The organism is Oceanispirochaeta sp. (assembly GCF_027859075.1).
Classification (GTDB): Bacteria; Spirochaetota; Spirochaetia; order DSM-2461; family DSM-2461; genus Oceanispirochaeta.
This window is the reverse complement of the sequence record NZ_JAQIBL010000093.1, coordinates 16,913-38,485: the sequence shown is the minus strand read 5'-3', so window position 1 is coordinate 38,485 and position 21,573 is coordinate 16,913. Positions and strand designations below refer to the sequence as shown.

Below are 21,573 nucleotides of genomic sequence, written 5' to 3'. Positions count from 1 at the left end.
ACAGAGAAGACGTAATCCGGACTGCAGAAACGATCGTTATGGTTAACATTCACGGCAGAACGACCGGAAATCCTTATCAGGAGAAAAACTGATCCAGGAGAGTCAAAAAATTCAGATCCGGATCTTCCAGTTCAAAGATGACGAGCCCCTCAGATCCTTCCTGTTCCAGATGATACAGAGGAAAGGGTCTTGTCAGAAAACTGAAGAATCCCCGTTTCTTGATTTTCTTGAATGACAGAGCCTTATCAGAAGGGAAACAGATGTGAACCTGGATGTCTCCGGTGTCGCTGTTTCCTCCGGAAGCCCCTGACTGAGTCAGGGATGAATACCAGTTTTGCTGATGAAAGCGTATAAAATGCAGGTCCCCCGAGGCATCCATTGCGAAGAGGCCCCAGGCAGGGCTCGAGAGTTTTCCAGGGAAAGAAAAGAGGCGGCCCAGAGACCAGGCCGCCGCATCGATCCCGAGGGAATCTTTCAGTTTTTTCTGTAACTCAGGGTTCGTTTCTTTCATAACCCTATTATAGTTAAGATGTCTTCTTCTTGGAAGCAATTTCAAAGTAAACTGCAATGATGAGGAAGAGCCCCTGAATTAAACCCGGGGAGGTCTCTTGTCTTCAGGAATATCTTTGTAAACTTCATCATATTTCTGGAATCCGCTTTTGATAACTTCTTCGTAAACATTTTTAGCATCTACAGAGATAACTTTCAGGAACTTGCAGGGAACTTCGCCGGTAAGGTTATCACCGGTGAGTTCTTTCAGTGTGTAAGAGGTCATACCTGTGATAGCTTCTCCACGACCAAGAGCCAGAGTTGTTTCAACAGCCAGGGGCATCAGTTTTCTAAGGTCCTTGAAGACTGTCATTGAAAGATCACCTTCAACAATAGATTTACATCCGGCAGTAGTTGCATCCTGTCCTGAGATAGGAACTTTACCAGCCAGACCCTGAGCTTTCATAGCCTGAAGAGCTCCCAGAGCGGTACCGTCATTGGAAGCAACAACAGCATCAACACCATTATCTATAGCTGTCAGGATATTTTCCATCTTTGTTGTAGCAATAGCATTATCCCAGTTTTCAACCCACTGGTCAGCAACGATAGTAATATCACCCTTGTCTACAAGAGGCTGAACAATATTCATCTGTCCTTTTCTGAAGAGAACAGCGTTGTTGTCAGTGGGAGATCCACCGAGCATTACATAGCGACCCTTAGAAACTCTGGATATAATCCCTTTAGCCTGGGCTTCACCAACAGCTACGTTATCAAAAGAAATATAGGCTGACAGGTTGGCAGACTTGATCAGGCGGTCATAAGCAATAACTTTTACGCCTTCCGCAGCGGCATCATCAACGGCAGTAGCCGCGGCAGCACCGTCTTCTGCAACAATTAGAAGAACATCAACACCACCTGTGATCATATTGGCAATTTGGTCGTTCTGCAGTCTTGCATCATGGTTGGCAACCTGGATAACAACTTCCGCACCGGCTTCGGTGAAAAGTTTTTCCATGGCATCAGCTTCTGTAGACCATCTTTCTGTGTCAAAGTCAGAGAAAGAAAGACCGACTTTCAGTTTCTTTTTTCCACCATTAGATTGACCGTTGGCGAATAGTCCCATGCTCATAGAAGCGAGCATCACGAGAGAAAGCAGAATAATAGCCGCTTTTTTCATTGTAACTCCTTTAGATAATTTTCTCTTTATTTTAACGCAATTCCCATGTCAAAGACACAAACTTTTCCTTATCTTCCTTGTGAATAAACAGTTAAAATTTGTTTTATCTTATAACTGATTTTAAATATACTCCCCGGCGTGCAGAAAAAGGACGTTCATCAGGCCCGAATATAAACTTGCTGAAACAGGACAGCCCCGTATTATACTTTTATGACATCCCATGTGCTTATTGTAGACGATGAAGAAGAGATGTGCCTCTCCTTTTCTGAGATATTCAGTTCTCAGAATTAAAGGGTCACATTCACAACAGATCCACAGAAGGTCATGAACCTTCTTTCAGGATGGAACCCTGATCTGATTCCTATGGATGTCAGGATGCCTGATCTGGGGGGTGTCCCTTCTTAAGTTGGAAGAAATTGCCATGGAAAATTCCTTGAAGGAGTACCTGGTCAGAGCCGTAAAGAAAATGCAGGATTGGGGCTCTTCATCTGTCAGCATATAGTGGAAGCCAATAAGGGAGTGCTAACCTTTAGCAGTACCGCCGGGCAAAATACGACCTTTAAGATAAAACGGCCCCTGGTTTAATCCTTTTAAGCTCTCTCTGAATTGACAAAAGCCCTTTGACAGGACAGAATTAAATAAACCCCCGTTTTTTAAGAAGGATGCTATGAAAGTCAAACTGACCATTATCTCCTCCACAATACTGATCATACTGCTCTTCGGCGCCTGTTCCTCACTGCCTTTGCCGGGAAGTCCTACAGAATCTCTCTTTGTGATAACTGGAGAAGTAACAAGGGACCTTGGTATGGACCGAAACGGAAATGGTCATACAACAAACAGTGTCACCATTAAAATTGTGAATCAGGAAACAGGCAAGCAAAAATCACTTGTCTTCAGTCCCCGCCATGATTACACCAGTATCCCTCTGGAACCGGGGAGGTACGCCTTTGATCCAAAAGCTATCCTTTCAATTAGCTATAAAAAAGGAAGAGGTGAAAGTCAGATTCGTGAAGAATACTTTAATGCAGCACCCTTCCTGATAGAACCGTCAACTGTATTTATAAGTCCGGTCATCATTAAATTGAGCCCCCGAAACGGATGGTACAGCTTTTCCACATACAAGAGCTTTTCAACATCCAATACAATCCGAAAAAAAGCTGTTGCTCAAGTCGTCAGTGAAAAGCGTTTCAAAGCCTGGGAACTCTACCAGATGATCGGCTGGGAACTGGAAGAAGAATAATTCAGTTAAGATCAAAATGAAATATTCAGTGCCAGTCCCATCCCGCCGCGGTCATCCAGGTAGGGTCTTACATTAAAATCAGCCGAGGCAGTTGTTTCCGTTTCTTTTGGCCTGACAGCTTTGTAACGGTTATAGTTATTGGTATAGGTCCATCCGTAGCGGGTATCAAACATCCCGGCAGCCAGGCGAATGCCGAAGGCGGCACTGAGGAGGTAGAACCCCTTCAGCTCTCCCATGCGCTCGAAAGATCGGGACAGGCTCACCGTATCGGGACTCCCGATGCTGTAGCGGTCGGCACCCCAGGGTTCAAAGTCTCCCGAGGAGATGACGTCTGATTCAACAATTCCCCAGAGAGCCAGGACATCCGCAGACAATCCGGCTATCAGAAGGCCCATGCTGAAACGGCCTCCATGAAGATGGGAGAATATCGGCGGAATCAGGATTCCACCCGCCACAGAATAGTTCAGCAAATCTATTGATTGCTCATTGGCCATTCCCGCCGATGCAGCCATACCGATCATCCCCAGAACAGGGGGAACGATACCGGTCCACACACCAATGCGCGAAGTAGCCCGGATGCTGCGGTACTTGCTGGGATCTGTTTCATAGAGGTCATTCATATCCAGGTTCTGAATCTGCCTTGTATTGTAGCGGGTCAGAGTGCTGTCCAGTTCGATTTTCAAAAGGGTTTCCGTGGCATATCCGGCTGCGAAACCCATGGTGGCATAAGAGGACATTTCAGCAATGCCCTGAAAGATTGTATTCCTCTCGGATTTTCCCCGTGCGTCTTCAATTTCACCGGGATCTGTACTGGTCTGGTAATCATAATAGGCATTGGCAGCATTGTTCCCGAAGTAATCCTGCAGAAGCAGGAGCCCGAAAGTTGAGCCTAGAAGGGATGAGGTTGTCACGATATTGCCCGTATGAGTTTTCCAGTTGACCTCACCCCGGGCGGCACGGTCTTTGCGGACAGCGACCTGGGTTCTGTCGATCCTCCGGTCAAGATCTTCACCGTATCGGGCAATCTCCGGATAGATGACAGGAGGAGTCTGGGGATTCATGCTTTGAACACGGGCATTGTAGGAGTCGGCCACATAGAGGATTCCCTCCTTGTCCAAAGCGATTCCGACGGGTAGTGAAAACTGTCCCGGATCAGTGCCGTATTGGCCGTAGCTGGTGACCTTTTCTCCCAGGGGGGTGTACTTGGCTATGCTGTTCTGGTCATAGAGAGTGATATAGATAAAACCTGTACTGTCAATGGCGACACGGGATTCCGGTCTGGATTCAGGAATGCTTATCTTTCTCAGAAGATTCCCTTTTTCATCACAGACATACAGACTGCCCGTTTCCGGATAAAAGACATTCAGGTGCCTGGCCTGATCAAAGAAAAGATCCGCAGGGGAAGTTGATTCACTGGTCAGCACATCCCCCAGCTTTTCCTCGATGGTATAGTAGCGGTCGGGAAGCATCAGTTCTCCCGCTTCGTCATATACACGTGTCGTATCGATGACACGGATCTGGGAAGATGAAACAAGATAGACTAATCCATTTTGAGACAGGGCAATCTTGAGACCTGTCATGCCTCCCGGCAGATCCGGAACAGGAAGAGTACTGAGGGTCTGCAATTCATTGTCCAGAACCTCAATTTGAGAGGAGCCGGGTTCCCAGAGATACAGGCGCCATCCGGAAGTCGTAAAATCTCCCTTGTAGACTTCGCCTTCCTTGCCTTTCAGTGATCTGAAAAGGATAGAATCGTCCTTCTGGTTCCAGCCGTATAGAAAACATTGGTTTTCACTGTCAAAGGCATCAAAATAGATCAATCCATTGGACCCGATTTGGATTTTCTGGGGTTCCGAGATGATAAGATCCTCGGAGCTGCTGAATGTTTTAATCTCATATTCAGTCTTCACCAGTGATGAAATCGTTTCATACTGCTGAAGGGTTTCATCAAATTTGGCACGCTTACTGTAAAAGGTCTTGTCCGCCTCTTCCATCCGCGTCTGAAGAGTAATGGTCGCCAGTTCTCCCGCCTGATCAAGGTAGTTCTGCCGGAGTCCTTCCAGTTGGCTGTCATATTCAAGGGCCAGGGTCTTATTCTGAAAGAGAGTCAGTTCTTCCATAAACCGGTCAAAGGTCTCTTCTTTCTGACCCAGAGCAAGAAGCGCCGCTCCCTCCTCTTCCATCCATACAAATTCCTCGGGTGTTCCCGGTGGAATCACGAACTCAACCACCGTCTCTTTCTCTTCAAAGACGTCTATTAGCTCCTTAAAAACCACTTCACGCCCTGTAAGACGTTCCTGGGAAATGGAAACCTCATATTGTCCGTTCAGAACCTTTCTAAAGGTCTTTTCCGGATTTCTCAGGGGAAAGCTGTCCAGATTAACTGTGTAGTTTCCCTGTCCGCCCTTCTGATCCAGCCTGATAGATCCAAAAGCGATCTTAACATCCGAGAGCTGACTAATGAGTCCTTCAGTCAGTTCATCACCCGCATCAAAGACTTCCAGGACGGAAAAGGCTTCTGCACTCTGGGTGTTTGATATCCGGCCCTTGTTCACATTGTAGAGGGAGATGGTAAACTGAAAAACACCGTCCACCTGGACCATCCGGCCATATATGATCTCATCAATCCCTTCTTCATTGGCAATCTGAGTGATCTGCTCCTGATTATCAAGGTCCAATTTTTCCAGGCGGCCCAGATTGACATCCTGTTCATCAAGGACTCTGTAATCTTTCAGAAATTCCAGAACCAGGGAGACCGTATCGGTAATTGTACTGCAAAGGGGGTTGTACTGTTCAAGACCCGTACCATTCTCCATGGGAACAACGGCGATGCGCGACCTGTAATCATCCTGTGCAAAAAGAGGGGATACAGCGACTAAAGCTAAAATTGAAACAATGAGTATGTATCGTTTAACCATAATACTATAATAAACAGATACTAACCGTTTGTAAATTGAAGCTTTTATTAAGTTTATTAAATTTATCTGATATGGAATTTTTTATCCGAAAAATGTACATTTAACCCTGAAATGACCATAATATTCCATAGAATTGCAGGAATTCTGCTCCTCCTTACTCACTCTTTGTTCCTCATCCGGTCGTGGACACTCATTAGAAAGAACAGACCGCCCCTGAACTTTGACCGATGGCTGATGGGTCTGTCCCAGATTTTACTGCCGGTCACCATCATCAGCGGCTTGCCGGGACTGGCAAAATCACCTGTCATTCACACTCTTTTCGGGTGTTTTCCTATTGTGATGATGTTTATTCTATCCCGTAGAAGTATCAGGAGAAAGAGGCCTCTGCTGCTCCCACTCCTGAACGGATTGTTTATAGCAGCTGCTTTTCTGACAGGAGTCTTTCTATGAAATTATTACAGGGACGCATCGAAACAATCTGCGGCGATATCACCCGGATACCCTGCGATGTGCTCGTCAATGCGGCCAACTCCAGCCTTCTGGGAGGCGGCGGTGTGGATGGCGCCATTCACAGGGCTGCCGGTCCGGCTCTCCTGAGGGCCTGCCGCAGGGTCAGGAATGAAGAGTACCCCCATGGACTGCCTCCGGGCGAAGCGGTTCTGACAGAACCGGGAGATCTGAAACTCCGGGGGATAATCCATACGGTAGGACCCGTCTGGACGGGAGGAACCGCGGGAGAACCCGGGGTGCTTGCCTCGTGCTACAGGAACTGTCTCGCCCTGGCAGATCTCGGACAGTTTAAAATATTGGCCTTTCCGGCCATCTCTACGGGAGTGTACGCATATCCTCCATCACTGGCGGCCCAGACTGTCTATGAAACACTGAAGAGCACCCTTCCCACCCTGAAGTTTCCGGAAAAAGTCCTTCTTGTTTTTTTCTCATCCGCAGGAGAAAGCACTTTCCTGGAAGCCATTAGACCTCTTACGAATGAGATGACAGCTGAGTCAATCGAATGAGCTTAAACTGGCTTGAAATTAATCGGGTCCTGGAAGAACTGCCCCTGGAGGGAGCCTTCCTTCAGAATATCCGCCAGTGCAGCTACACCCAGCTGATTCTAGAGTTTCACCGCCCGGGAAAAAGTTTTAATATCCTCGTCTGTCTGGACAGAAAAGGCCTCAGACTCCACGAGATACAAGGCCGCCCCCCCTCTCTCTCCAAACCTCCCCGATTCACGTCTTATATGAGATCCAGAATCAAGGGAGCCCGTGTGACCGGAGCCCGGCAGCTGGGTGCGGACAGAATAATCAGGGTTGATCTGAAGAAAGGAGAGCGGGAAGATAAACTGTACATAAGACTCTGGGGGGGAGCATCCAATCTGATCCTCTGCAATCATGAGGATAAGATCCTGGATGCCTTCTCAAGACGGCCTGCCCGGAAAGAAATTCCGGGAGAACTCTTTATGCCCGAAGAGGAGGGAAAGCCTCCCGGGAAAGACTACCAGTCCCGCCTATTACCAGAAGGCTTCGGCAGCTACAGTGAGTTTCTGGAAGAACTGTATGGAACCCGGGAAAAAGAGGAAAAAATCACTGATTTGAAGGATAGGCTTCGCAGGAGCCTTGAATACAGGCAAAACAGCATCAAAGCCAGCCTGAAAAATCAGGAAAAGAAACTGGATGATTACAGGAATGAAGAGAAATACAGGAGGATGGCGGATACACTGATGTCCTATTCCCATCTGATAGAACGGGGACAGGCAGAATTCAGGACCCCCGACTCGGACGAAATGATTCCTCTTGATCCGGCAAAAACAGCCATTGCGAATGGGCAGGACTACTATAAGAAGGCTGGCAAGGCCTCCCGGGGCAGGGATCTCAGAGAAGAGGAGATCATAAACCTGAGGATGCGTCTGGCACAGATAGAGAAGGATCTGGAAGATCTTGAGGTTCTGGACGACCCGGAAGATCTGGAAGCCCTGTTGCCCGCCGTGAAGGAACAGAAAAAAGAGTCGGGTCCCGGTATTCCGGGATTGAGTTTCACATCGGGAACTTTTACCATACTGGTAGGACGGTCTGCCAAAGAAAACGAATCACTTCTGGGCCGATATGTGAGAGGAAACGACTACTGGCTGCACAGCAGAGATTCTCCGGGGGCCTATGTGTTCATCCGCCTTCCCCGGGGAAAAACGGTCCCTCTGGAGGTCCTTCTGGATGCGGGAAACCTGGCCCTGTTTTACAGCAAGTCTAAAGAATCGGGTGCGGCCGACCTCTACTACACTCAGGTGAAATACCTGAGAAAACCGAAGGAAGGGAAAAAAGGGTTGGTTCTGCCCACCCACGAAAAAAATCTGTTTGTGAAACTGGACGACTCCAGAATAAATCGGCTGAAAGGAAAGGTGTGAGAAAGATGGATATTTTAAAAAAAGAGATCCGTAAGCCCATTGTGAGGGGCTTGTTCTATCCTGAAACTCCCCTGGAACTGTCGGAAAAAGTCCATGAGCTCCTGCACGGATTCCCCCCGGGAGACGCACAGCTGATCCTCTGCCCCCACGGGACCTGGGAGAAAACAGGACTTTCCATTGGGGCGGCCTTTGCAGCGGCATCGCTTTTCAAGCCGGATAAAATTCTACTGTTAGGACCGGTTCACAGGGAAAAAGACCGCCGGGTCTTCTATCTGAGTGAAAAAAAGTATTTTGAGACACCCCTCGGACTCGTCGATGTAGACAGAAAAACCTGCCGAACCCTGGCAGAAAAGTCAGATCTATTTATTTATAATGATTCACCCCATATGGAAGAACATGCTCTGGAACTGCAGCTTCCCTTCATTCAGATTCTGTTTCCACAAATTGAAATCATTCCCCTCCTGGCAGGCAGTCTCAAGCGGTCAGAACTGAAAAAGGCGGCCGGATTATTGAAGAAAACAGTCTTCACTGACAAGCAGAAGATTTTGATAATCCTGTCGGCCAATATGAGCCGCTATGGTCTGGCCTCGGAGACAGAAGTCGAAACCCGGACATTTATGGAGAACCTCAGCCTGCCTCTGAAAAGCTCCCTTCTTGAACTCGAAAGAGAAGGAAAGATAAGCAGCTGCGGGAGTATTTTGATGACTTTAATGTCGGATCTGGGAATTTTTGAGGATTCATCTCCCGTCATTCTGGGTGAATCCAAAACGGAAGTCTCAGACAGAGGTGAAATAAAAGCCGTGTATTATGCAGGAATCAGCTGGTCTTAAAGGAGGTTTATTATGGCAGGTCTGGATTTAAACACAGCAGAACAGAACGAACTGATCCAATGGATTCATGGAGTAATCGGGAGTTCCTTTGCCCACCCCGAACCATCGGCTCCCGCTTTTTTATCTGAGATGCCCCGCTGCGGTGTTTTCGTCACCCTTCATCTGGGAGGCGCTCTCCGTGGATGTATCGGATACATTCAATCCGACAGACCACTCGAGCTGACTATTAGGGAGGCAGCCGCATCGGCGGCCTTTAATGACTTCCGCTTTTCACCCCTGAAGGAAGAGGAGTGGAAAGAGATTGATCTAGAGATTTCTCTGCTCAGTCCCATGGAGAAAGCATCAAGTCCGGATGAACTGAGGATGGGAGAACACGGCGCCCTTCTGAAGGCCCCCCGGGGACAGGGACTGTTTCTCCCTCAGGTGGCGACTGAGCAGAACTGGAACAGGGAAACCTTTATGAATCAGCTCTGCAGGAAGGCGGGTCTCAGCTCGGATTTCTGGCAGACGGGCAGCTATACACTGTTCCGTTTTACAGCCAGAGTCTACCCGCAAGCTTAGAAAGTTCAAGCTTTCTCTAATGCCTCCCAGGGCATTATTTAGTATATTAACCAAGGTGATGAAGAAATGAAAATCCAGGGAGCCCCCATGACTACAACTGAGCAGAATATAAACGACCTGATTCCCCTGACCATTGAGGGAAAGGACTATACTGGAATCTTCAGTGGATTGAGTTCCAGGATATTCAGATCCGTCGACATTTCGGCTCTCCAGAATGAGCCGGGATGGATCTATGATTCGGAAGGAAGAATGGAACCCTGGAAACTGGAAGGCATGACCGAAGAAAAGGGAAGCATGATCTTCTACGGCCCTCCTCTCAAGGGCCGGGAATTTTCAGCAGAGGATCTCGATCGGGAAAAACTTGAGAAAATGATCCGGATTTTCCAATCCCTCAGGGACAAGAACAGTCCTTACCAGGGATTTTACTCCCGGGGTTGGGTCTTTCTCGAAGACGGCAGGATTCTTCTTCTGCCCAACAGTCTGATGGAGTTTATCCGCAAGAGCGATAATGAGCAGACCAGGATGAATCACTGGTATCCCTTCAACCATCCCGATCGGTCCGGTCTGGAAGGTCTGGAGTTTACCACGGCCCTCCTCGCAGCCAGCATTCTCAGGGGAAGTCATCCCTATGCACCTCTTGAAAGCGAAGAGGACAACCGGAATGAACAATTGCGAAGAGTGCCGGCCCTCAGCCCGGATCTGATGATTCCCGGACTGAAAGAAGAAATAGCCGATGTGCTGACCCTCTCCTTCAAGGGAGAACAGGGTCTTCTTAAAAAATGGATCAAGGTAATGGAATTGTGGAAAATTGAGGGGGCTCTCAACCCCCTGAAGGACGAAGAGCGGCAGAGTATTGAAGCCCGGGCCTCACAGTTGACCCAGCGGGGAGAAATAAATCAAAAGCGCCGGCAGATCTGGAGACGGAAAAGCACCGTCTACATGATCTCGGCGGCGGTTATTATTTTGATAGGAGTCATGATCAGCACCCCCATCAAAAAATCTATGGAACCCCCGATGACTCTGGGAATGGCCCCCCTGGAGGTAGTGGAAGCCTACTATGCCGGATTTAACAGCATGGATCAGGAGCTCATGGAAGACTGCATCGATAAAAAAATAGGCAAGGGCGATCTGAATGAAGTCATGAACTTCTTTGTGACCTCCAGGGTTCGCCTGGGATATGAGGGGAAAACAGGTGTCATCAACGCCGGAGAATGGGTGGACTCTGGTAGGCCTGCACTGGAGGCAGGGACAAGTCTTTATGGTGTGGCTCTGGTTGATATCCAGAAGATGGGAGATTCCCGGTTCAGAGTCGACTATGAAAAGTGGATGCCCGGCAGCTCCGAGGATATAGAGAACACCGGGCCCATTCCTCCCGTCGGATACCTGGTCAGAGACCTTCTGACCCTGGAAGAACAGAAAAAAGGAAACTGGCTGATTGTGGGGATGGAACGCAGCCTCAAAGATCTAGGGGATGATTAGAGAGCGGATCAGAAAGTAGCCTCCGGCGGTAATAAGGGATGACCCCACCACGGAGAGACCGATGCCTGTATTAATATCATCTGCCCCCCAATAAGCCGTTAAACCCGCACCGACAATAAGGGCTCCCGTGATTGAGGAATATAAGGCCCCTCTTCTCAGGAGATCCGCATCATTATGAAAGGTTTGAAAACTGCCCTGAGACGCGGTTTTTGCTTCGGGTGCCGGCTCATAATTAAAGTCATTGATTTCCCAGAACTCTTTCACCTCTGATTGTATTCTTTTTTTGTCCAGCGGGGCGGTTCTATCTTCACTGTACACCGAAACCATTTCGTTTTTTCTCAGAATCACGGTAGAAGTGTTCTCTTTTCCCTTTTCAAAGGACGAATCAGCCTGAAAGTCCTCCCCTTCGGGAGTCTCCAGGCGGCGAACAACCTCAACCTTCCCGTCAAAGCAGTAGACGCTGACATTTTTCTTTTCAGGAGAAGCCTCATCATAAAAAAGATCATATCCGAAATCTGTCCCCCTGACTCCCGCGACTGTATCCGCACCTTCCATCCAGAAGGGAGTATCCCCGATGAGCTTTTCAACCCGGGCTCTCACACGGCCGTAGGAAACCTTGAAGATTCCCCCCTCATTCTGAAGGGACTTGAGGGTAAAAGTCGTATTCTCGGCAATTTTAATGAGGGTGGCCGATCCTCCTATCTGAATTTCTACCCAGGTACTCTCTTCTGTCAGGACGAGGTCTCCCCCTTGAAGAATCATTCCTTCAACGGAGCTTTCATAGAGGTCGTAATAAAGGGATTGACCCTTCCGGACAATGGTAAATCCCTCCCCTTCGGCATACACGATTTCGGCAGAACTTTCCGCCTGAACGACGGCGGCTCCCAGAGTGATAAGGATGATGAATAAGTATCTGAACTTGAATGACATTTTAAGCTTCTCCCACCTTTGGCAAGTATTCATTATTCTGGTACTATGCCCATTATACCATTATATGCAGAGAATCACAGCAGGAGCACAGAAATGGAGCCACAGGATTTTAAGAATATGAATGTCACGGTTATGGGGCTGGGACTGAACGGCGGCGGCGTTGCATCGGTACGATTCCTGGCGGAACAAGGAGCCCGGGTCACCGCCACAGACCTCAGATCCGCCGCCATTCTGGCACCCACCATTGACAGCCTGAAGGATCTGGATATCCGGTATGTTCTAAATGAGCATCGGATGGAAGACTTCGAAAAGGCCGACCTGGTGATCAAAAATCCGGCTGTTCCCGCCTCGTCTCCCTTCCTGGCCGCCTCCGGAAGAGTGGAGACCGACCTGTCCCTCTTTCTGAGCCTCTGCTCCAATCCAATTCTGGCTGTCACGGGGAGCAAGGGTAAATCCACGGTGGTCTCTGCGCTGCATCATATCTTGAAGGCCCGGTATCCGGGTTGCCGACTGGGGGGGAATATCACCGTCAGCCCCCTGAGTTTTCTCAAGGAGCTTCAAAAGGAGGACCCTGTCATCCTGGAATTATCCTCCTGGCAGCTGGGTGATCTGAAGGGAAGAGACCTCCTCCATCCGGAGATTTCTGTGCTGACCAACATCATGAATGATCACCAGAATATGTATAATTCCTTCGAAGATTATGTGGATGACAAGAGGGTCATCTACCAGGGGCAGACCAGGGGGCAGCATGCCCTGTTTCTCGCTGATGAGAGAGGCCGGTCCTTTGCCTCAGACTGCAAAGCCCGCAGCTGGTTCTACGGTTCCACCCAAAAGGGAGAATCAGAACTCTACATGCAGGACAATGAAGGGCTCTTTCACTTTGAGGGGAAAGAAGAATCTCTGCTGCCGCCTCTGTTAAAAACACCGGGATTCTATTTCAGGCAGAACTGCCTCATTGCCGCGGGAGTGGCCAGACTCTTCGGGGAAAAAGCCTCTCTTATCCGCTCCCGGCTGGAAGACTACCCCGGGATTCCTCACCGGCTGGAACTGGTAGCCCGGCATCAGGACATTCACTATTACAACGATACGACCTCCACGATTCCCGAAGCCATGGCCGCAGGAATCCAAAGCTTTGACAGCCCTCTGCACCTGATATGCGGCGGAACTGACAAGGAACTGGATTACAGAGAGATTGCTCCCGTCCTATCCTCGGTTCAAGACATCTACCTTCTTGAAGGAACGGCCTCTACCAAGATAATATCCATCCTTCAGGAATCCGGTAAAACCTACTGGGGGCCTTTTTCGTCTCTGGAAGAAGCCTTCGCCCTGGCCAGCAGCAGGGCCAGAGCCGGAGAAGTAGTCCTCCTCTCCCCGGGGGCCACATCCTTCGGCATGTTTATCAATGAATTTCACAGAGGAAATCTGTTCAGAGAACTGGCCGCCGCCCTGCCTTCATCATGACCCGGAGCAGAGCTGTTCAAAATCCTTGATCCTCACTATAATATCCCCTCGGATCGATCTGATCTTTTAAGCCTGTTTTGGGAGAAAACCATGAAAAACCAGTCAGCCATACTATTCCTTTCCTGTGAAGACAGAAAGGGAATTGTTGCAGAGATAACTCATTTTATAACCATGTATGAGGGAAACATCCTGAATTGCGACCAGCATTATGATGAGTCAGGGATGTTTTTTATGAGGGTAGAGTGGGATCTGAGTGATTTCGCCATTCCCTCCGGGAAGATTGAGCCTGCCTTTGAACCGATCGCCCTCAAGTTCGCGATGGACTGGCGTCTTGAGTTTTCAACAGAAAGAGCAAAAATGGCCATCCTGGTCTCAAAATACGACCACTGCCTGTATGAGCTCATCCTCAAAAACAGGGCAGGCGAGCATAATGGAGAGATTAAGATGATCCTCTCTAATCATGAAGACTGCCGGCCCATAGCCGAATATTTCAAGATTCCCTTTCACTGCTTTCCCGTAACCAAAGAGACAAAGAAAGAGGTGGAACAGCAGGAAATAGCTCTCCTCAAGAAAGAGAAGATTGACCTGGTTGTCCTGGCCCGTTATATGCAGATTCTATCGGGAACCTTCATCGATGCCTTCCCCCGCAAAATCATCAACATACACCACTCCTTCCTGCCGGCCTTTGTGGGGGCGAAACCCTATCATCAGGCCTTTTCCAGAGGAGTAAAAATCATCGGAGCCACCAGTCACTATGTGACCGAAGATCTGGATCAGGGACCCATCATCGCCCAGGACGTAGCCCGGGTGAATCACAGGGACAATGTGAGTGATCTTGTCGAGAAGGGACGAAATCTGGAAAAGAGTGTGCTCTCCCGAGGGGTCAGACTCCATCTGGAGCATAAGATTCTGGTATTTGGCAACAAAACCATCGTTTTTGACTGATTTTCATCTGGTCATTAAAGGGGAATACTCCTCCAGCCATCCAGGTCCAGGATCAACTGTTCCCTATATCCAGCATCCAGAGCGGCTTCCCGGGCCAGATCAAACCCGCTGTCCAGATGCTGGGGATCATGGGAATCGCTGCTGATCACAATGGGAATATTCTTTTTGAATGACTCCCTCAGAATAGGTTGTGACGGGTAAAGGCTATCCGTCGCCCCTCTGAAGATCCCTCCCGTATTGATCTCCAGGGGGATTTCTTTTTTTCTGAGAAGCTCCAGAACAGATTTGACCTTTTTCTGATACCAGTGATCCTCTTCATTGAAAAAACTGAGAGCCTTGTTTCTTTTCTTCACCACATCCAGATGCCCCAGAAAATCAAACTGCTCCCTCTGGATCATCAGCAAGAGTGTATCATAGTAATCTTCCACCATTTTCCGGGCATTCCCGTCATACCCCTTGTCAATCAGCTTCAGAAGCAGCTCTACCCGATTGTCCACCGACATAAGGCGGTCCAATTTTTCAGAGTACACCATGTGAACCGAACCAATCACATAGTCCAGAGGCTGATCTTCCCAGCGGCCGGGGGTCCAGCAAGGCTCGGAGGCAATAAAATCCCGCTCCATCCCCACCATAACGAGGATCTGATCCTTATATTTTTTCTGAAGCTCTTTGATCTTCCCTACATAGACACTCACATCCGATGCGGAGAGAGTCCAGTCTTCCCCTTCCAGAGGAGAATGTGAGGAAAATCCCAGTACGTCCATCCCCTTTTCAATGGCTGTTTTGACGACAGTCTCGGGATCGGCAATGCCGTCACAGAAATCACAGTGAGTATGGTAGGTGGTTTTCATGGTTTCATCTTAATTTTTATATTTTGATTGTACCAGAGGGATGAGTTAGAATTATTATGACATCCTGTTCATCAATGTTCTTTGGATGATTCCATATAATTCGGTATTTTATTACCTATTTACCGTTTTATGTAACATCTGTTACCGCATGCTTTATAATGCCTGCCTATACTTGCTTTATCAACAGGAAATATAGATTCCCCTGGGATCCACTGAGGATCAGGGAATCAAGGAGTTTATGTATGAGTATGTTTTGTTTTCAATGTCAGGAAGCGGCCAAGGGTACGGGATGTGAGATAAGAGGTGTGTGCGGTAAAGAACCCGAAACAGCAGCACTTCAGGATCTACTGATCTACACCCTGAAAGGAATAGCCCAGGTGGCAGGCCCCGCCAGAATGCAGGGGAAACCACTCCCCGAGGCAGACCAGGCGATCATGCGCGGCTTGTTCATGACCATCACCAATGCCAACTTTGATAATGATGTCTTTGTAGCAACCATCATCGAAAGCCTGGCCATCAGAGATAAACTCAAGGGTGAACTGGGCAGTCTTGTTCCCTCGAAGCTCCATGATGCGTCTACTTTTACTATACTGGATTCTGCGAAAATGCAGGAAAAGGGCGAAAAAGTCGGTGTCATGCTGACCAAAAACGAAGATATCCGTTCCCTGAGGGAACTCATCATCATCGGCCTGAAAGGAATGGCCGCCTATGCCTACCACGCGGACCATCTGGCAGAGCAGGACGAATCAGTCCTTCAATTTATGTACAAGGCCCTTTTATCTACCCTTGATGACTCACTGTCTGTCGATGATCTGGTTGCTCTGACTCTGGAAACCGGAGCCAAGGGAGTTTCAGTCATGGCACTCCTGGATAAAGCCAATACAGAAAGCTACGGCAACCCTGAAATTACAGAGGTGAATATCGGTACAGGCAGCAATCCCGGAATCCTTATATCAGGACATGACCTGAGGGACATGGAAAGCCTGTTAAAACAGACAGAAGGTACGGGAGTAGATGTCTATACACACAGCGAAATGCTTCCTGCCAACTACTACCCCTCCTTTAAAAAATACAGCCACTTTGTTGGAAACTATGGAAACGCCTGGTGGAAACAGGACAAAGAGTTCGCCTCCTTCAATGGTCCCATCCTGATGACGACCAACTGTATCACCCCTCCCAAAGCCAGTTACATCGACAGAATGTACACCACGGGAGCCGCCGGATATCCCGGAGTGAAGATCCTCAGTGCAAAACTGGACAATGGAGACAAGGATTTTTCTGCGGTCATCGAGGCAGCCAAAAAATGTGCTCCCCCCGTAGAAATTGAAACCGGAAGCATTATCGGCGGATTTGCCCACGCCCAGGTCCTGGCTCTGGCAGATAAAGTTGTGGCTGCGGTAAAATCCGGTGCGATCAAACGCTTCTTTGTTATGGCCGGATGTGATGGAAGAATGAAAGGCAGAGACTACTACAGCGAGTTCGCCAAAGAGCTTCCTGATGACACTGTTATCCTGACGGCTGGTTGCGCCAAATACCGCTATAACAAACTGCCCCTTGGCGATATTGGCGGAATCCCCCGGGTTCTGGATGCGGGTCAATGCAATGACTCCTACTCCCTGGCTGTCACCGCACTTAAACTGAAAGAAGTATTCGAACTGAACGACATCAACGACCTGCCTATCAGCTACAACATTGCCTGGTATGAGCAGAAGGCTGTTATCGTTCTCCTCGCCCTCTTATCTCTGGGTGTCAAAGACATCCACCTGGGACCAACCCTCCCTGCATTCCTCAGCCCCAATGTGGCCCATGTTCTCATTGAAAACTTCGGCATTGCCGGAATTGGTGAAGTGGAAGACGATATCAAACTGTTTATGGGTGCCTGATCACTCAGAAATCTAAGGAAACGGCTCCTTTAGAGTCTCTGTTCTCAGAGACGGGAAGAAGGAGCCGTTTTTTTATTCCTCCTGCAGCATTTTCATCAAACCCGCTTTATTGATGAAACGGACCTTCTTCCCCTTGGCTTCAATCAGACCGGCATTCACCAAATTTGAAAACTCCCGGCTTAGACTGGGCCGGGCGACCCCCATCAACTGAGACAGGTCTTCCCGGGAATAAACCATTTCTATCTCATCCCGCTCCTGTCTCGCCGCAAGCATCAGGAAGTGACCTATGAGCTTCTGTTTCAGTGACTTGAACTGAAACAGTCTGATTTTTTCAGCCAGAAAAAGAAGTTTGTCCCCATTCTCCCGGAGGTAAGCCCGCAGGAAAGCGGGGAAGCTCTGCATCAGCGTCACTATGGTGTCTTCCGGAATTCGAAGAATCTGGGAAGATTGGATGGAATGAAGGGTCACAGGAAGGGCCTTCTGGCTGGAAAAAAGCACCGCCGACGCGGCGGCACAGGGACCCTGCAATGTTTCAAGACGGACCACTTTCCCATTGGGAGCCGTCATGGAAGCTGCCGCTTTTCCATGAAGAATGAAGATCAGCTCAATGTACAGCTCTCCCTGCTGAGCAATCAATTGTGCATCATCATAGGTCTGAGTCTGGACAGAAAAGTCCTTAAAGAAGTGTTCCAGATCCAGAATATCCACATTATTGAACAAAGAAACTTCTGACAGGGCTATCAGATCCTGCTGGGTCATTCAGCCCATCCTGTTAATATAGGTAGAGTAGTCTTTTAAAACAGGCTCGTACTCATCACCGTCAAACAAGGGAGAGGAGATCAGATAATCCGCAGTGGCCCTGTTATTGGCAATGGGAAGATTGTAGAGGACAGAAATGCGCAACAGGGCTTTGACATCCACGTCATGAGGCTGGGGCTGCATAGGATCCCAGAGGAAGATGATCAGGTCTACCTCACCAGTGCAGATCAGGGCACCCAGCTGCAGGTCCCCTCCCAGAGGACCCGACTTCAACTTGATAATGTTCAGATCATGCTCAGCTTCAAAGGCAAGCTTTTTCCTGATCGCCTTTTCAACCAGTTTCCCTGTAGTCCCTGTACAGATCAATTTATGATCAATCAGAATCTCGTAGTTCCATTCCACCCATTCGATGAGGTCTTCTTTTCTGTTATCGTGAGCCACAAGTGCGATGGTTTTCTTTTTCAATACTGTATCCTTCATTTTCATCTCTAGTAACCAGTTTAACCATAGTAGGTCATTGATTCCATAGAATAATAAATATTGCAGTTATTGCAACAACCCATCCTCTATTTTTCACCAGACCTCGCCTTGATTTCACCGGCGATAGGTTTATACTGATCAGTCAAAGAAAGGTTAAATTAACAGACACAGGAGTATATATATGGCCGGAGCATGGAGAAGTTCAGAAACAAAAGACGGACGCCGCATGGCGGGAGCCAGAAGCCTCTGGAGAGCGAACGGGATGACAGAAGAGCAGATGGATAAACCGGTTATCGCCGTCGTCAACTCTTTTACCCAGTTTGTCCCCGGCCACACCCACCTCCACGATATCGGACAAAAAGTGAAGGGCTATATCGAAGAGCAGGGCTGCTTTGCCGCCGAGTTCAATACGATAGCTATCGATGATGGAATTGCTATGGGCCATGACGGAATGCTCTATTCCCTGCCCTCAAGAGAAGTCATAGCCGACAGTGTTGAATACATGTGCAATGCCCACAAGGTCGATGCTATGATCTGCATATCCAACTGTGACAAGATCACTCCTGGGATGCTTATGGCCGCCATGAGGCTGAATATACCTGCTATTTTTGTATCCGGAGGCCCCATGGAAGCCGGGCGCATGTCTGACGGCAAGGGTCTGGACCTGATAGATTCCATGGTGATGGGTGCGGATACATCCGTGTCTGATGAAGTTGTTTCCATAGTGGAACAGCTTGCCTGTCCGACCTGCGGTTCCTGCTCGGGTATGTTTACGGCCAACTCCAAGAACTGCCTGGTGGAAGCTCTGGGGCTGGGGCTCCCTGGAAACGGCACCATGCTGGCGACCCATACCAACCGCCTGGGCCTCTTCAAAAAAGCGGCATCTATTCTTGTTAAAAATACATACGCCTACTACCAGGACAGAGATGATTCAGTTCTTCCCCGTTCCATTGCCTCCCTGGATGCCTATAAGAATGCCATGAGCCTGGACATAGCCATGGGCGGTTCCACCAATACGGTCCTCCATATTCTGGCTATCGCCCGGTCTGCGGGAATAGAATTCACAATGGATGATATCAATGATCTGTCAAAAAAGGTCCCCTGTTTGAGCAAGGTCTCCCCCAACTCCCCCAAATACCATATTGAAGATGTACACCGGGCGGGAGGGATCATGGGGATTCTGGGAGAACTGGGCCGCCTGGGGCTTCTCCAGACAGAGTCGGGCCATGTGGCCGGCTCCAGCCTCAAAGAGGTACTCCGGACTTATGATATCATGTCTCCCGATACATCTGATGAAGTCAAAAAGTTTTACACATCCGCTCCGGGAAGAAAGAAATGCCTGGTCATGGGCGGCCAGGAGAACTATTACAAAGACCTGGATACAGACAGGGCGGGCGGATGCATCCGGAACGGGGAGAACTGTTATACCAAAGACGGAGGTCTGGGTGTCCTGAAGGGCAATATTGCCCGGAACGGCAGTATTGTGAAAACCGCTGGTGTGGATCCATCTGTATTCAAATTCACGGGTCCTGCAAAAGTCTTTTATTCTCAGGATGCCGCCTGTGAAGCTATTCTGGACGCAGAGATTGTGGCGGGAGATGTTGTCGTTATCCGCTATGAAGGTCCCAAGGGGGGTCCGGGAATGCAGGAAATGCTCTATCCCACCTCCTACCTCAAGTCCATGCACCTGGGTAAGGAGTGTGCTCTGATCACAGACGGACGGTTTTCGGGAGGAACTTCAGGACTCTCCATCGGTCATGTGTCTCCCGAAGCAGCTGCGGGAGGAGAGATTGCTCTTATCCACAATGGAGATTTGATTGAAATTGATATCCCCGAAAGAAAAATCAACCTTCTTATATCCGATGAAGACATGGCAAAACGCCGCGGGGAAGAAGAAGCCAAAGGAAGTAGGGCATTTACTCCCGTCGGACGGGGCCGAGTGGTCAGTCAGGCACTGAAAGCCTATGCCCTCCTGGCTTCATCCGCCGACAAGGGCGCCATACGAATTCTTCCCGGCGAAGAGTAATGGATAAGCGTTATGGATTTGTGGGGATTACCATCGAAAATAAAGAGGATCACGCCCTGCTGGTACAAAAGGTATTATCAGAATACTCTGAGACTATTCTGGGAAGGATGGGTCTCCCCCATCTGGAAGAGAACAAGATTGCCGTCATCACCCTGATTGTTCAGTCCACGACGGATGAACTGGGTGCTCTGACAGGAAAGCTGGGCCGGATTCCGGGAGTCTCCGTAAAATCCGGCCTGACAAAGAGAGCTCAGACTTGAGCGCCCTTAATTATACTTAACAATAGTTCCTGTCACATGTGCCTGGGCAGGAGCATAAATACCCCATGTCAGACCGTTGAGCAGGTAATTTATGAAGCTTAATGATTGCCGCAGCCGCAGCCACCATCCTGGCCTTCACTCTTGCTATCGCAGCCGCAACCTTCACCGTCTCCGTGGCCTTCGCCATGACCACCACACCCCTCGCCATGACCACCGCAACCGCAGCCGCCTTTGGACAGGGCAGAGAGTTCTTCTTCTGTTGCCGGACGGACATTCTGGAGAGTACCACTGAACTGCAGGCTTTCTCCCGCCAGGGGGTGATTGGCATCAAGGAGGATCTTGTCCCCTTCGATGGTTTTCACAGTCATCAGCTGTTTCCCTTCAGCAGTGTGGGCTTCTATGATCGTACCGACTTCCAGTTCCGAGGCAGCACCATGAAAATCGCTGGCAGAAACTTCCATGACTTTGGACTCTTCTCTGAGGCCGTACATATCGGCAGGGTCCAGGGTGATATCAAACTGGGTCCCCTCTTCCAGACCTTTCAAGGCTTTCTCGATACCGGGAACCATCATATTCAGGCCCTCAATAAAATTCATGGCTCCACTATGCTCGGAACTATCGATCAGGGTACCGTCCTGTCTTTTTAATACAAAATCGGCAGTGATACTGTTCTGTACTTCACTCATTATTTTCTTCCTTATCTTTTTGAAACGGCCCGGAACCCCGGGTCCCCCCCAGTAATTTACTTGTGATTCAATACTATAGAATAATCCTAATGATAAAAACAGTTTTGAGTCCTTTCCCGCAGTTTTTCCCGAATAATACTGTTTAAGGAGGATAAGACGTTGCTTTTCCCCTCTTACTTCCTATACAATCAGCCGTTGAT

Annotated in this window: 20 protein-coding genes; 12 read left to right on the top strand and 8 right to left on the bottom strand. The window is 48.9% G+C overall.

Annotated elements, in window-relative coordinates:
• Positions 1 to 76 precede the first annotated feature (76 nt).
• Together PF479_RS04990 and PF479_RS04985 are read right to left on the bottom strand one after the other, a co-directional pair.
• Positions 77 to 511, bottom strand: a complete 435-nt coding sequence (locus PF479_RS04990; protein ID WP_298002967.1) for a hypothetical protein — start codon at positions 509 to 511, stop codon at positions 77 to 79.
• A 78-nt stretch (positions 512 to 589) separates the two neighbouring features.
• On the bottom strand, positions 590 to 1,666 hold the full coding sequence (locus tag PF479_RS04985; protein WP_298002964.1) for a substrate-binding domain-containing protein: 1,077 nt from the start codon (positions 1,664 to 1,666) through the stop codon (positions 590 to 592).
• 667 nt (positions 1,667 to 2,333) lie between these two features.
• Between PF479_RS04985 and PF479_RS04980 the strand changes: the two genes are divergently transcribed.
• The gene (locus tag PF479_RS04980) at positions 2,334 to 2,906 is read left to right on the top strand and encodes a hypothetical protein (protein WP_298002960.1); all 573 of its coding nucleotides are present in this window, start codon (positions 2,334 to 2,336) and stop codon (positions 2,904 to 2,906) included.
• Between the two features lie 11 nt (positions 2,907 to 2,917).
• On the opposite strand, the gene PF479_RS04975 is transcribed toward PF479_RS04980, so the two are convergent.
• The gene (locus PF479_RS04975) at positions 2,918 to 5,824 is read right to left on the bottom strand and encodes a hypothetical protein (RefSeq protein WP_298002958.1); all 2,907 of its coding nucleotides are present in this window, start codon (positions 5,822 to 5,824) and stop codon (positions 2,918 to 2,920) included.
• Positions 5,825 to 5,935: 111 nt separating this feature from the next.
• Here PF479_RS04975 and PF479_RS04970 point away from each other — a divergent pair, with 111 nt between their 5' ends.
• From PF479_RS04970 to PF479_RS04945, 6 genes are all read left to right on the top strand, one after another.
• Positions 5,936 to 6,274 (top strand): hypothetical protein, encoded by a 339-nt coding sequence (locus PF479_RS04970; RefSeq protein WP_298002955.1) that lies wholly within the window; start codon positions 5,936 to 5,938, stop codon positions 6,272 to 6,274.
• The gene (locus PF479_RS04965) at positions 6,271 to 6,840 is read left to right on the top strand and encodes a macro domain-containing protein (RefSeq protein ID WP_298002952.1); all 570 of its coding nucleotides are present in this window, start codon (positions 6,271 to 6,273) and stop codon (positions 6,838 to 6,840) included. Before PF479_RS04970 ends, PF479_RS04965 begins: the two co-directional genes overlap by 4 nt.
• Complete coding sequence (locus tag PF479_RS04960; RefSeq protein WP_298002948.1) at positions 6,837 to 8,222, top strand: NFACT family protein; 1,386 nt, start codon at positions 6,837 to 6,839, stop codon at positions 8,220 to 8,222. The genes PF479_RS04965 and PF479_RS04960 overlap by 4 nt, the downstream gene beginning before the upstream one ends.
• 5 nt (positions 8,223 to 8,227) lie before the next feature.
• The gene (gene amrB / locus PF479_RS04955; RefSeq protein ID WP_298002946.1) at positions 8,228 to 9,052 is read left to right on the top strand and encodes an AmmeMemoRadiSam system protein B; all 825 of its coding nucleotides are present in this window, start codon (positions 8,228 to 8,230) and stop codon (positions 9,050 to 9,052) included.
• Between the two features lie 12 nt (positions 9,053 to 9,064).
• The gene (gene amrA / locus PF479_RS04950; protein WP_298002943.1) at positions 9,065 to 9,613 is read left to right on the top strand and encodes an AmmeMemoRadiSam system protein A; all 549 of its coding nucleotides are present in this window, start codon (positions 9,065 to 9,067) and stop codon (positions 9,611 to 9,613) included.
• Between the two features lie 66 nt (positions 9,614 to 9,679).
• The gene (locus tag PF479_RS04945) at positions 9,680 to 11,092 is read left to right on the top strand and encodes a hypothetical protein (protein WP_298002940.1); all 1,413 of its coding nucleotides are present in this window, start codon (positions 9,680 to 9,682) and stop codon (positions 11,090 to 11,092) included.
• On the opposite strand, the gene PF479_RS04940 is transcribed toward PF479_RS04945, so the two are convergent.
• Positions 11,078 to 12,022 carry a FecR domain-containing protein gene (locus tag PF479_RS04940; RefSeq protein WP_298002938.1) on the bottom strand — a complete coding sequence of 315 codons (945 nt, stop codon included), beginning with the start codon at positions 12,020 to 12,022 and terminating at the stop codon, positions 11,078 to 11,080. The two genes, PF479_RS04945 and PF479_RS04940, sit on opposite strands and share 15 nt — an antisense overlap.
• A 93-nt stretch (positions 12,023 to 12,115) precedes the next feature.
• Between PF479_RS04940 and murD the strand changes: the two genes are divergently transcribed.
• The gene (gene murD, locus PF479_RS04935) at positions 12,116 to 13,483 is read left to right on the top strand and encodes a UDP-N-acetylmuramoyl-L-alanine--D-glutamate ligase (protein WP_298002936.1); all 1,368 of its coding nucleotides are present in this window, start codon (positions 12,116 to 12,118) and stop codon (positions 13,481 to 13,483) included.
• 90 nt (positions 13,484 to 13,573) lie between these two features.
• Positions 13,574 to 14,428: a formyltetrahydrofolate deformylase gene (gene purU / locus PF479_RS04930; protein WP_298002934.1), complete on the top strand. Its 855-nt coding sequence runs from the start codon at positions 13,574 to 13,576 to the stop codon at positions 14,426 to 14,428.
• A 14-nt stretch (positions 14,429 to 14,442) separates the two neighbouring features.
• On the opposite strand, the gene PF479_RS04925 is transcribed toward purU, so the two are convergent.
• Positions 14,443 to 15,279 (bottom strand): histidinol-phosphatase, encoded by an 837-nt coding sequence (locus PF479_RS04925; protein WP_298002932.1) that lies wholly within the window; start codon positions 15,277 to 15,279, stop codon positions 14,443 to 14,445.
• A 242-nt stretch (positions 15,280 to 15,521) separates the two neighbouring features.
• Here PF479_RS04925 and hcp point away from each other — a divergent pair, with 242 nt between their 5' ends.
• Positions 15,522 to 17,162, top strand: a complete 1,641-nt coding sequence (gene hcp / locus PF479_RS04920; RefSeq protein ID WP_298002922.1) for a hydroxylamine reductase — start codon at positions 15,522 to 15,524, stop codon at positions 17,160 to 17,162.
• Positions 17,163 to 17,234: 72 nt separating this feature from the next.
• Here hcp and PF479_RS04915 read toward each other — a convergent pair whose 3' ends face one another.
• A complete protein-coding gene (locus tag PF479_RS04915; protein ID WP_298002919.1) occupies positions 17,235 to 17,921 on the bottom strand; it encodes a Crp/Fnr family transcriptional regulator in 687 nt (228 codons plus the stop codon).
• The gene (locus PF479_RS04910) at positions 17,922 to 18,401 is read right to left on the bottom strand and encodes a methylglyoxal synthase (protein WP_298002916.1); all 480 of its coding nucleotides are present in this window, start codon (positions 18,399 to 18,401) and stop codon (positions 17,922 to 17,924) included. It abuts the gene before it with no gap.
• A 181-nt stretch (positions 18,402 to 18,582) separates the two neighbouring features.
• On the opposite strand from PF479_RS04910, the gene ilvD reads away from it, so the two are divergent.
• Both ilvD and PF479_RS04900 read left to right on the top strand, forming a co-directional pair.
• Complete coding sequence (gene ilvD / locus PF479_RS04905) at positions 18,583 to 20,427, top strand: dihydroxy-acid dehydratase (protein ID WP_298002913.1); 1,845 nt, start codon at positions 18,583 to 18,585, stop codon at positions 20,425 to 20,427.
• Positions 20,427 to 20,687 (top strand): TM1266 family iron-only hydrogenase system putative regulator, encoded by a 261-nt coding sequence (locus tag PF479_RS04900; RefSeq protein WP_298002911.1) that lies wholly within the window; start codon positions 20,427 to 20,429, stop codon positions 20,685 to 20,687. Before ilvD ends, PF479_RS04900 begins: the two co-directional genes overlap by 1 nt.
• A 98-nt stretch (positions 20,688 to 20,785) precedes the next feature.
• On the opposite strand, the gene PF479_RS04895 is transcribed toward PF479_RS04900, so the two are convergent.
• A complete protein-coding gene (locus tag PF479_RS04895) occupies positions 20,786 to 21,373 on the bottom strand; it encodes an FKBP-type peptidyl-prolyl cis-trans isomerase (RefSeq protein ID WP_298002908.1) in 588 nt (195 codons plus the stop codon).
• Between the last annotated feature and the right edge of the window lie 200 nt (positions 21,374 to 21,573).

Bases quoted from the DNA above. Each gene is read 5' to 3' on its own strand.
- PF479_RS04990 (WP_298002967.1), bottom strand. From the start codon at position 511: ATGAAAGAAACGAACCCTGAGTTACAGAAAAAACTGAAAGATTCCCTC.
- PF479_RS04985 (WP_298002964.1), bottom strand. From the start codon at position 1,666: ATGAAAAAAGCGGCTATTATTCTGCTTTCTCTCGTGATGCTCGCTTCT.
- PF479_RS04980 (WP_298002960.1), top strand. From the start codon at position 2,334: ATGAAAGTCAAACTGACCATTATCTCCTCCACAATACTGATCATACTG.
- PF479_RS04975 (WP_298002958.1), bottom strand. From the start codon at position 5,824: ATGGTTAAACGATACATACTCATTGTTTCAATTTTAGCTTTAGTCGCT.
- PF479_RS04970 (WP_298002955.1), top strand. From the start codon at position 5,936: ATGACCATAATATTCCATAGAATTGCAGGAATTCTGCTCCTCCTTACT.
- PF479_RS04965 (WP_298002952.1), top strand. From the start codon at position 6,271: ATGAAATTATTACAGGGACGCATCGAAACAATCTGCGGCGATATCACC.
- PF479_RS04960 (WP_298002948.1), top strand. From the start codon at position 6,837: ATGAGCTTAAACTGGCTTGAAATTAATCGGGTCCTGGAAGAACTGCCC.
- amrB (WP_298002946.1), top strand. From the start codon at position 8,228: ATGGATATTTTAAAAAAAGAGATCCGTAAGCCCATTGTGAGGGGCTTG.
- amrA (WP_298002943.1), top strand. From the start codon at position 9,065: ATGGCAGGTCTGGATTTAAACACAGCAGAACAGAACGAACTGATCCAA.
- PF479_RS04945 (WP_298002940.1), top strand. From the start codon at position 9,680: ATGAAAATCCAGGGAGCCCCCATGACTACAACTGAGCAGAATATAAAC.
- PF479_RS04940 (WP_298002938.1), bottom strand. From the start codon at position 12,022: ATGTCATTCAAGTTCAGATACTTATTCATCATCCTTATCACTCTGGGA.
- murD (WP_298002936.1), top strand. From the start codon at position 12,116: ATGGAGCCACAGGATTTTAAGAATATGAATGTCACGGTTATGGGGCTG.
- purU (WP_298002934.1), top strand. From the start codon at position 13,574: ATGAAAAACCAGTCAGCCATACTATTCCTTTCCTGTGAAGACAGAAAG.
- PF479_RS04925 (WP_298002932.1), bottom strand. From the start codon at position 15,279: ATGAAAACCACCTACCATACTCACTGTGATTTCTGTGACGGCATTGCC.
- hcp (WP_298002922.1), top strand. From the start codon at position 15,522: ATGAGTATGTTTTGTTTTCAATGTCAGGAAGCGGCCAAGGGTACGGGA.
- PF479_RS04915 (WP_298002919.1), bottom strand. From the start codon at position 17,921: ATGACCCAGCAGGATCTGATAGCCCTGTCAGAAGTTTCTTTGTTCAAT.
- PF479_RS04910 (WP_298002916.1), bottom strand. From the start codon at position 18,401: ATGAAGGATACAGTATTGAAAAAGAAAACCATCGCACTTGTGGCTCAC.
- ilvD (WP_298002913.1), top strand. From the start codon at position 18,583: ATGGCCGGAGCATGGAGAAGTTCAGAAACAAAAGACGGACGCCGCATG.
- PF479_RS04900 (WP_298002911.1), top strand. From the start codon at position 20,427: ATGGATAAGCGTTATGGATTTGTGGGGATTACCATCGAAAATAAAGAG.
- PF479_RS04895 (WP_298002908.1), bottom strand. From the start codon at position 21,373: ATGAGTGAAGTACAGAACAGTATCACTGCCGATTTTGTATTAAAAAGA.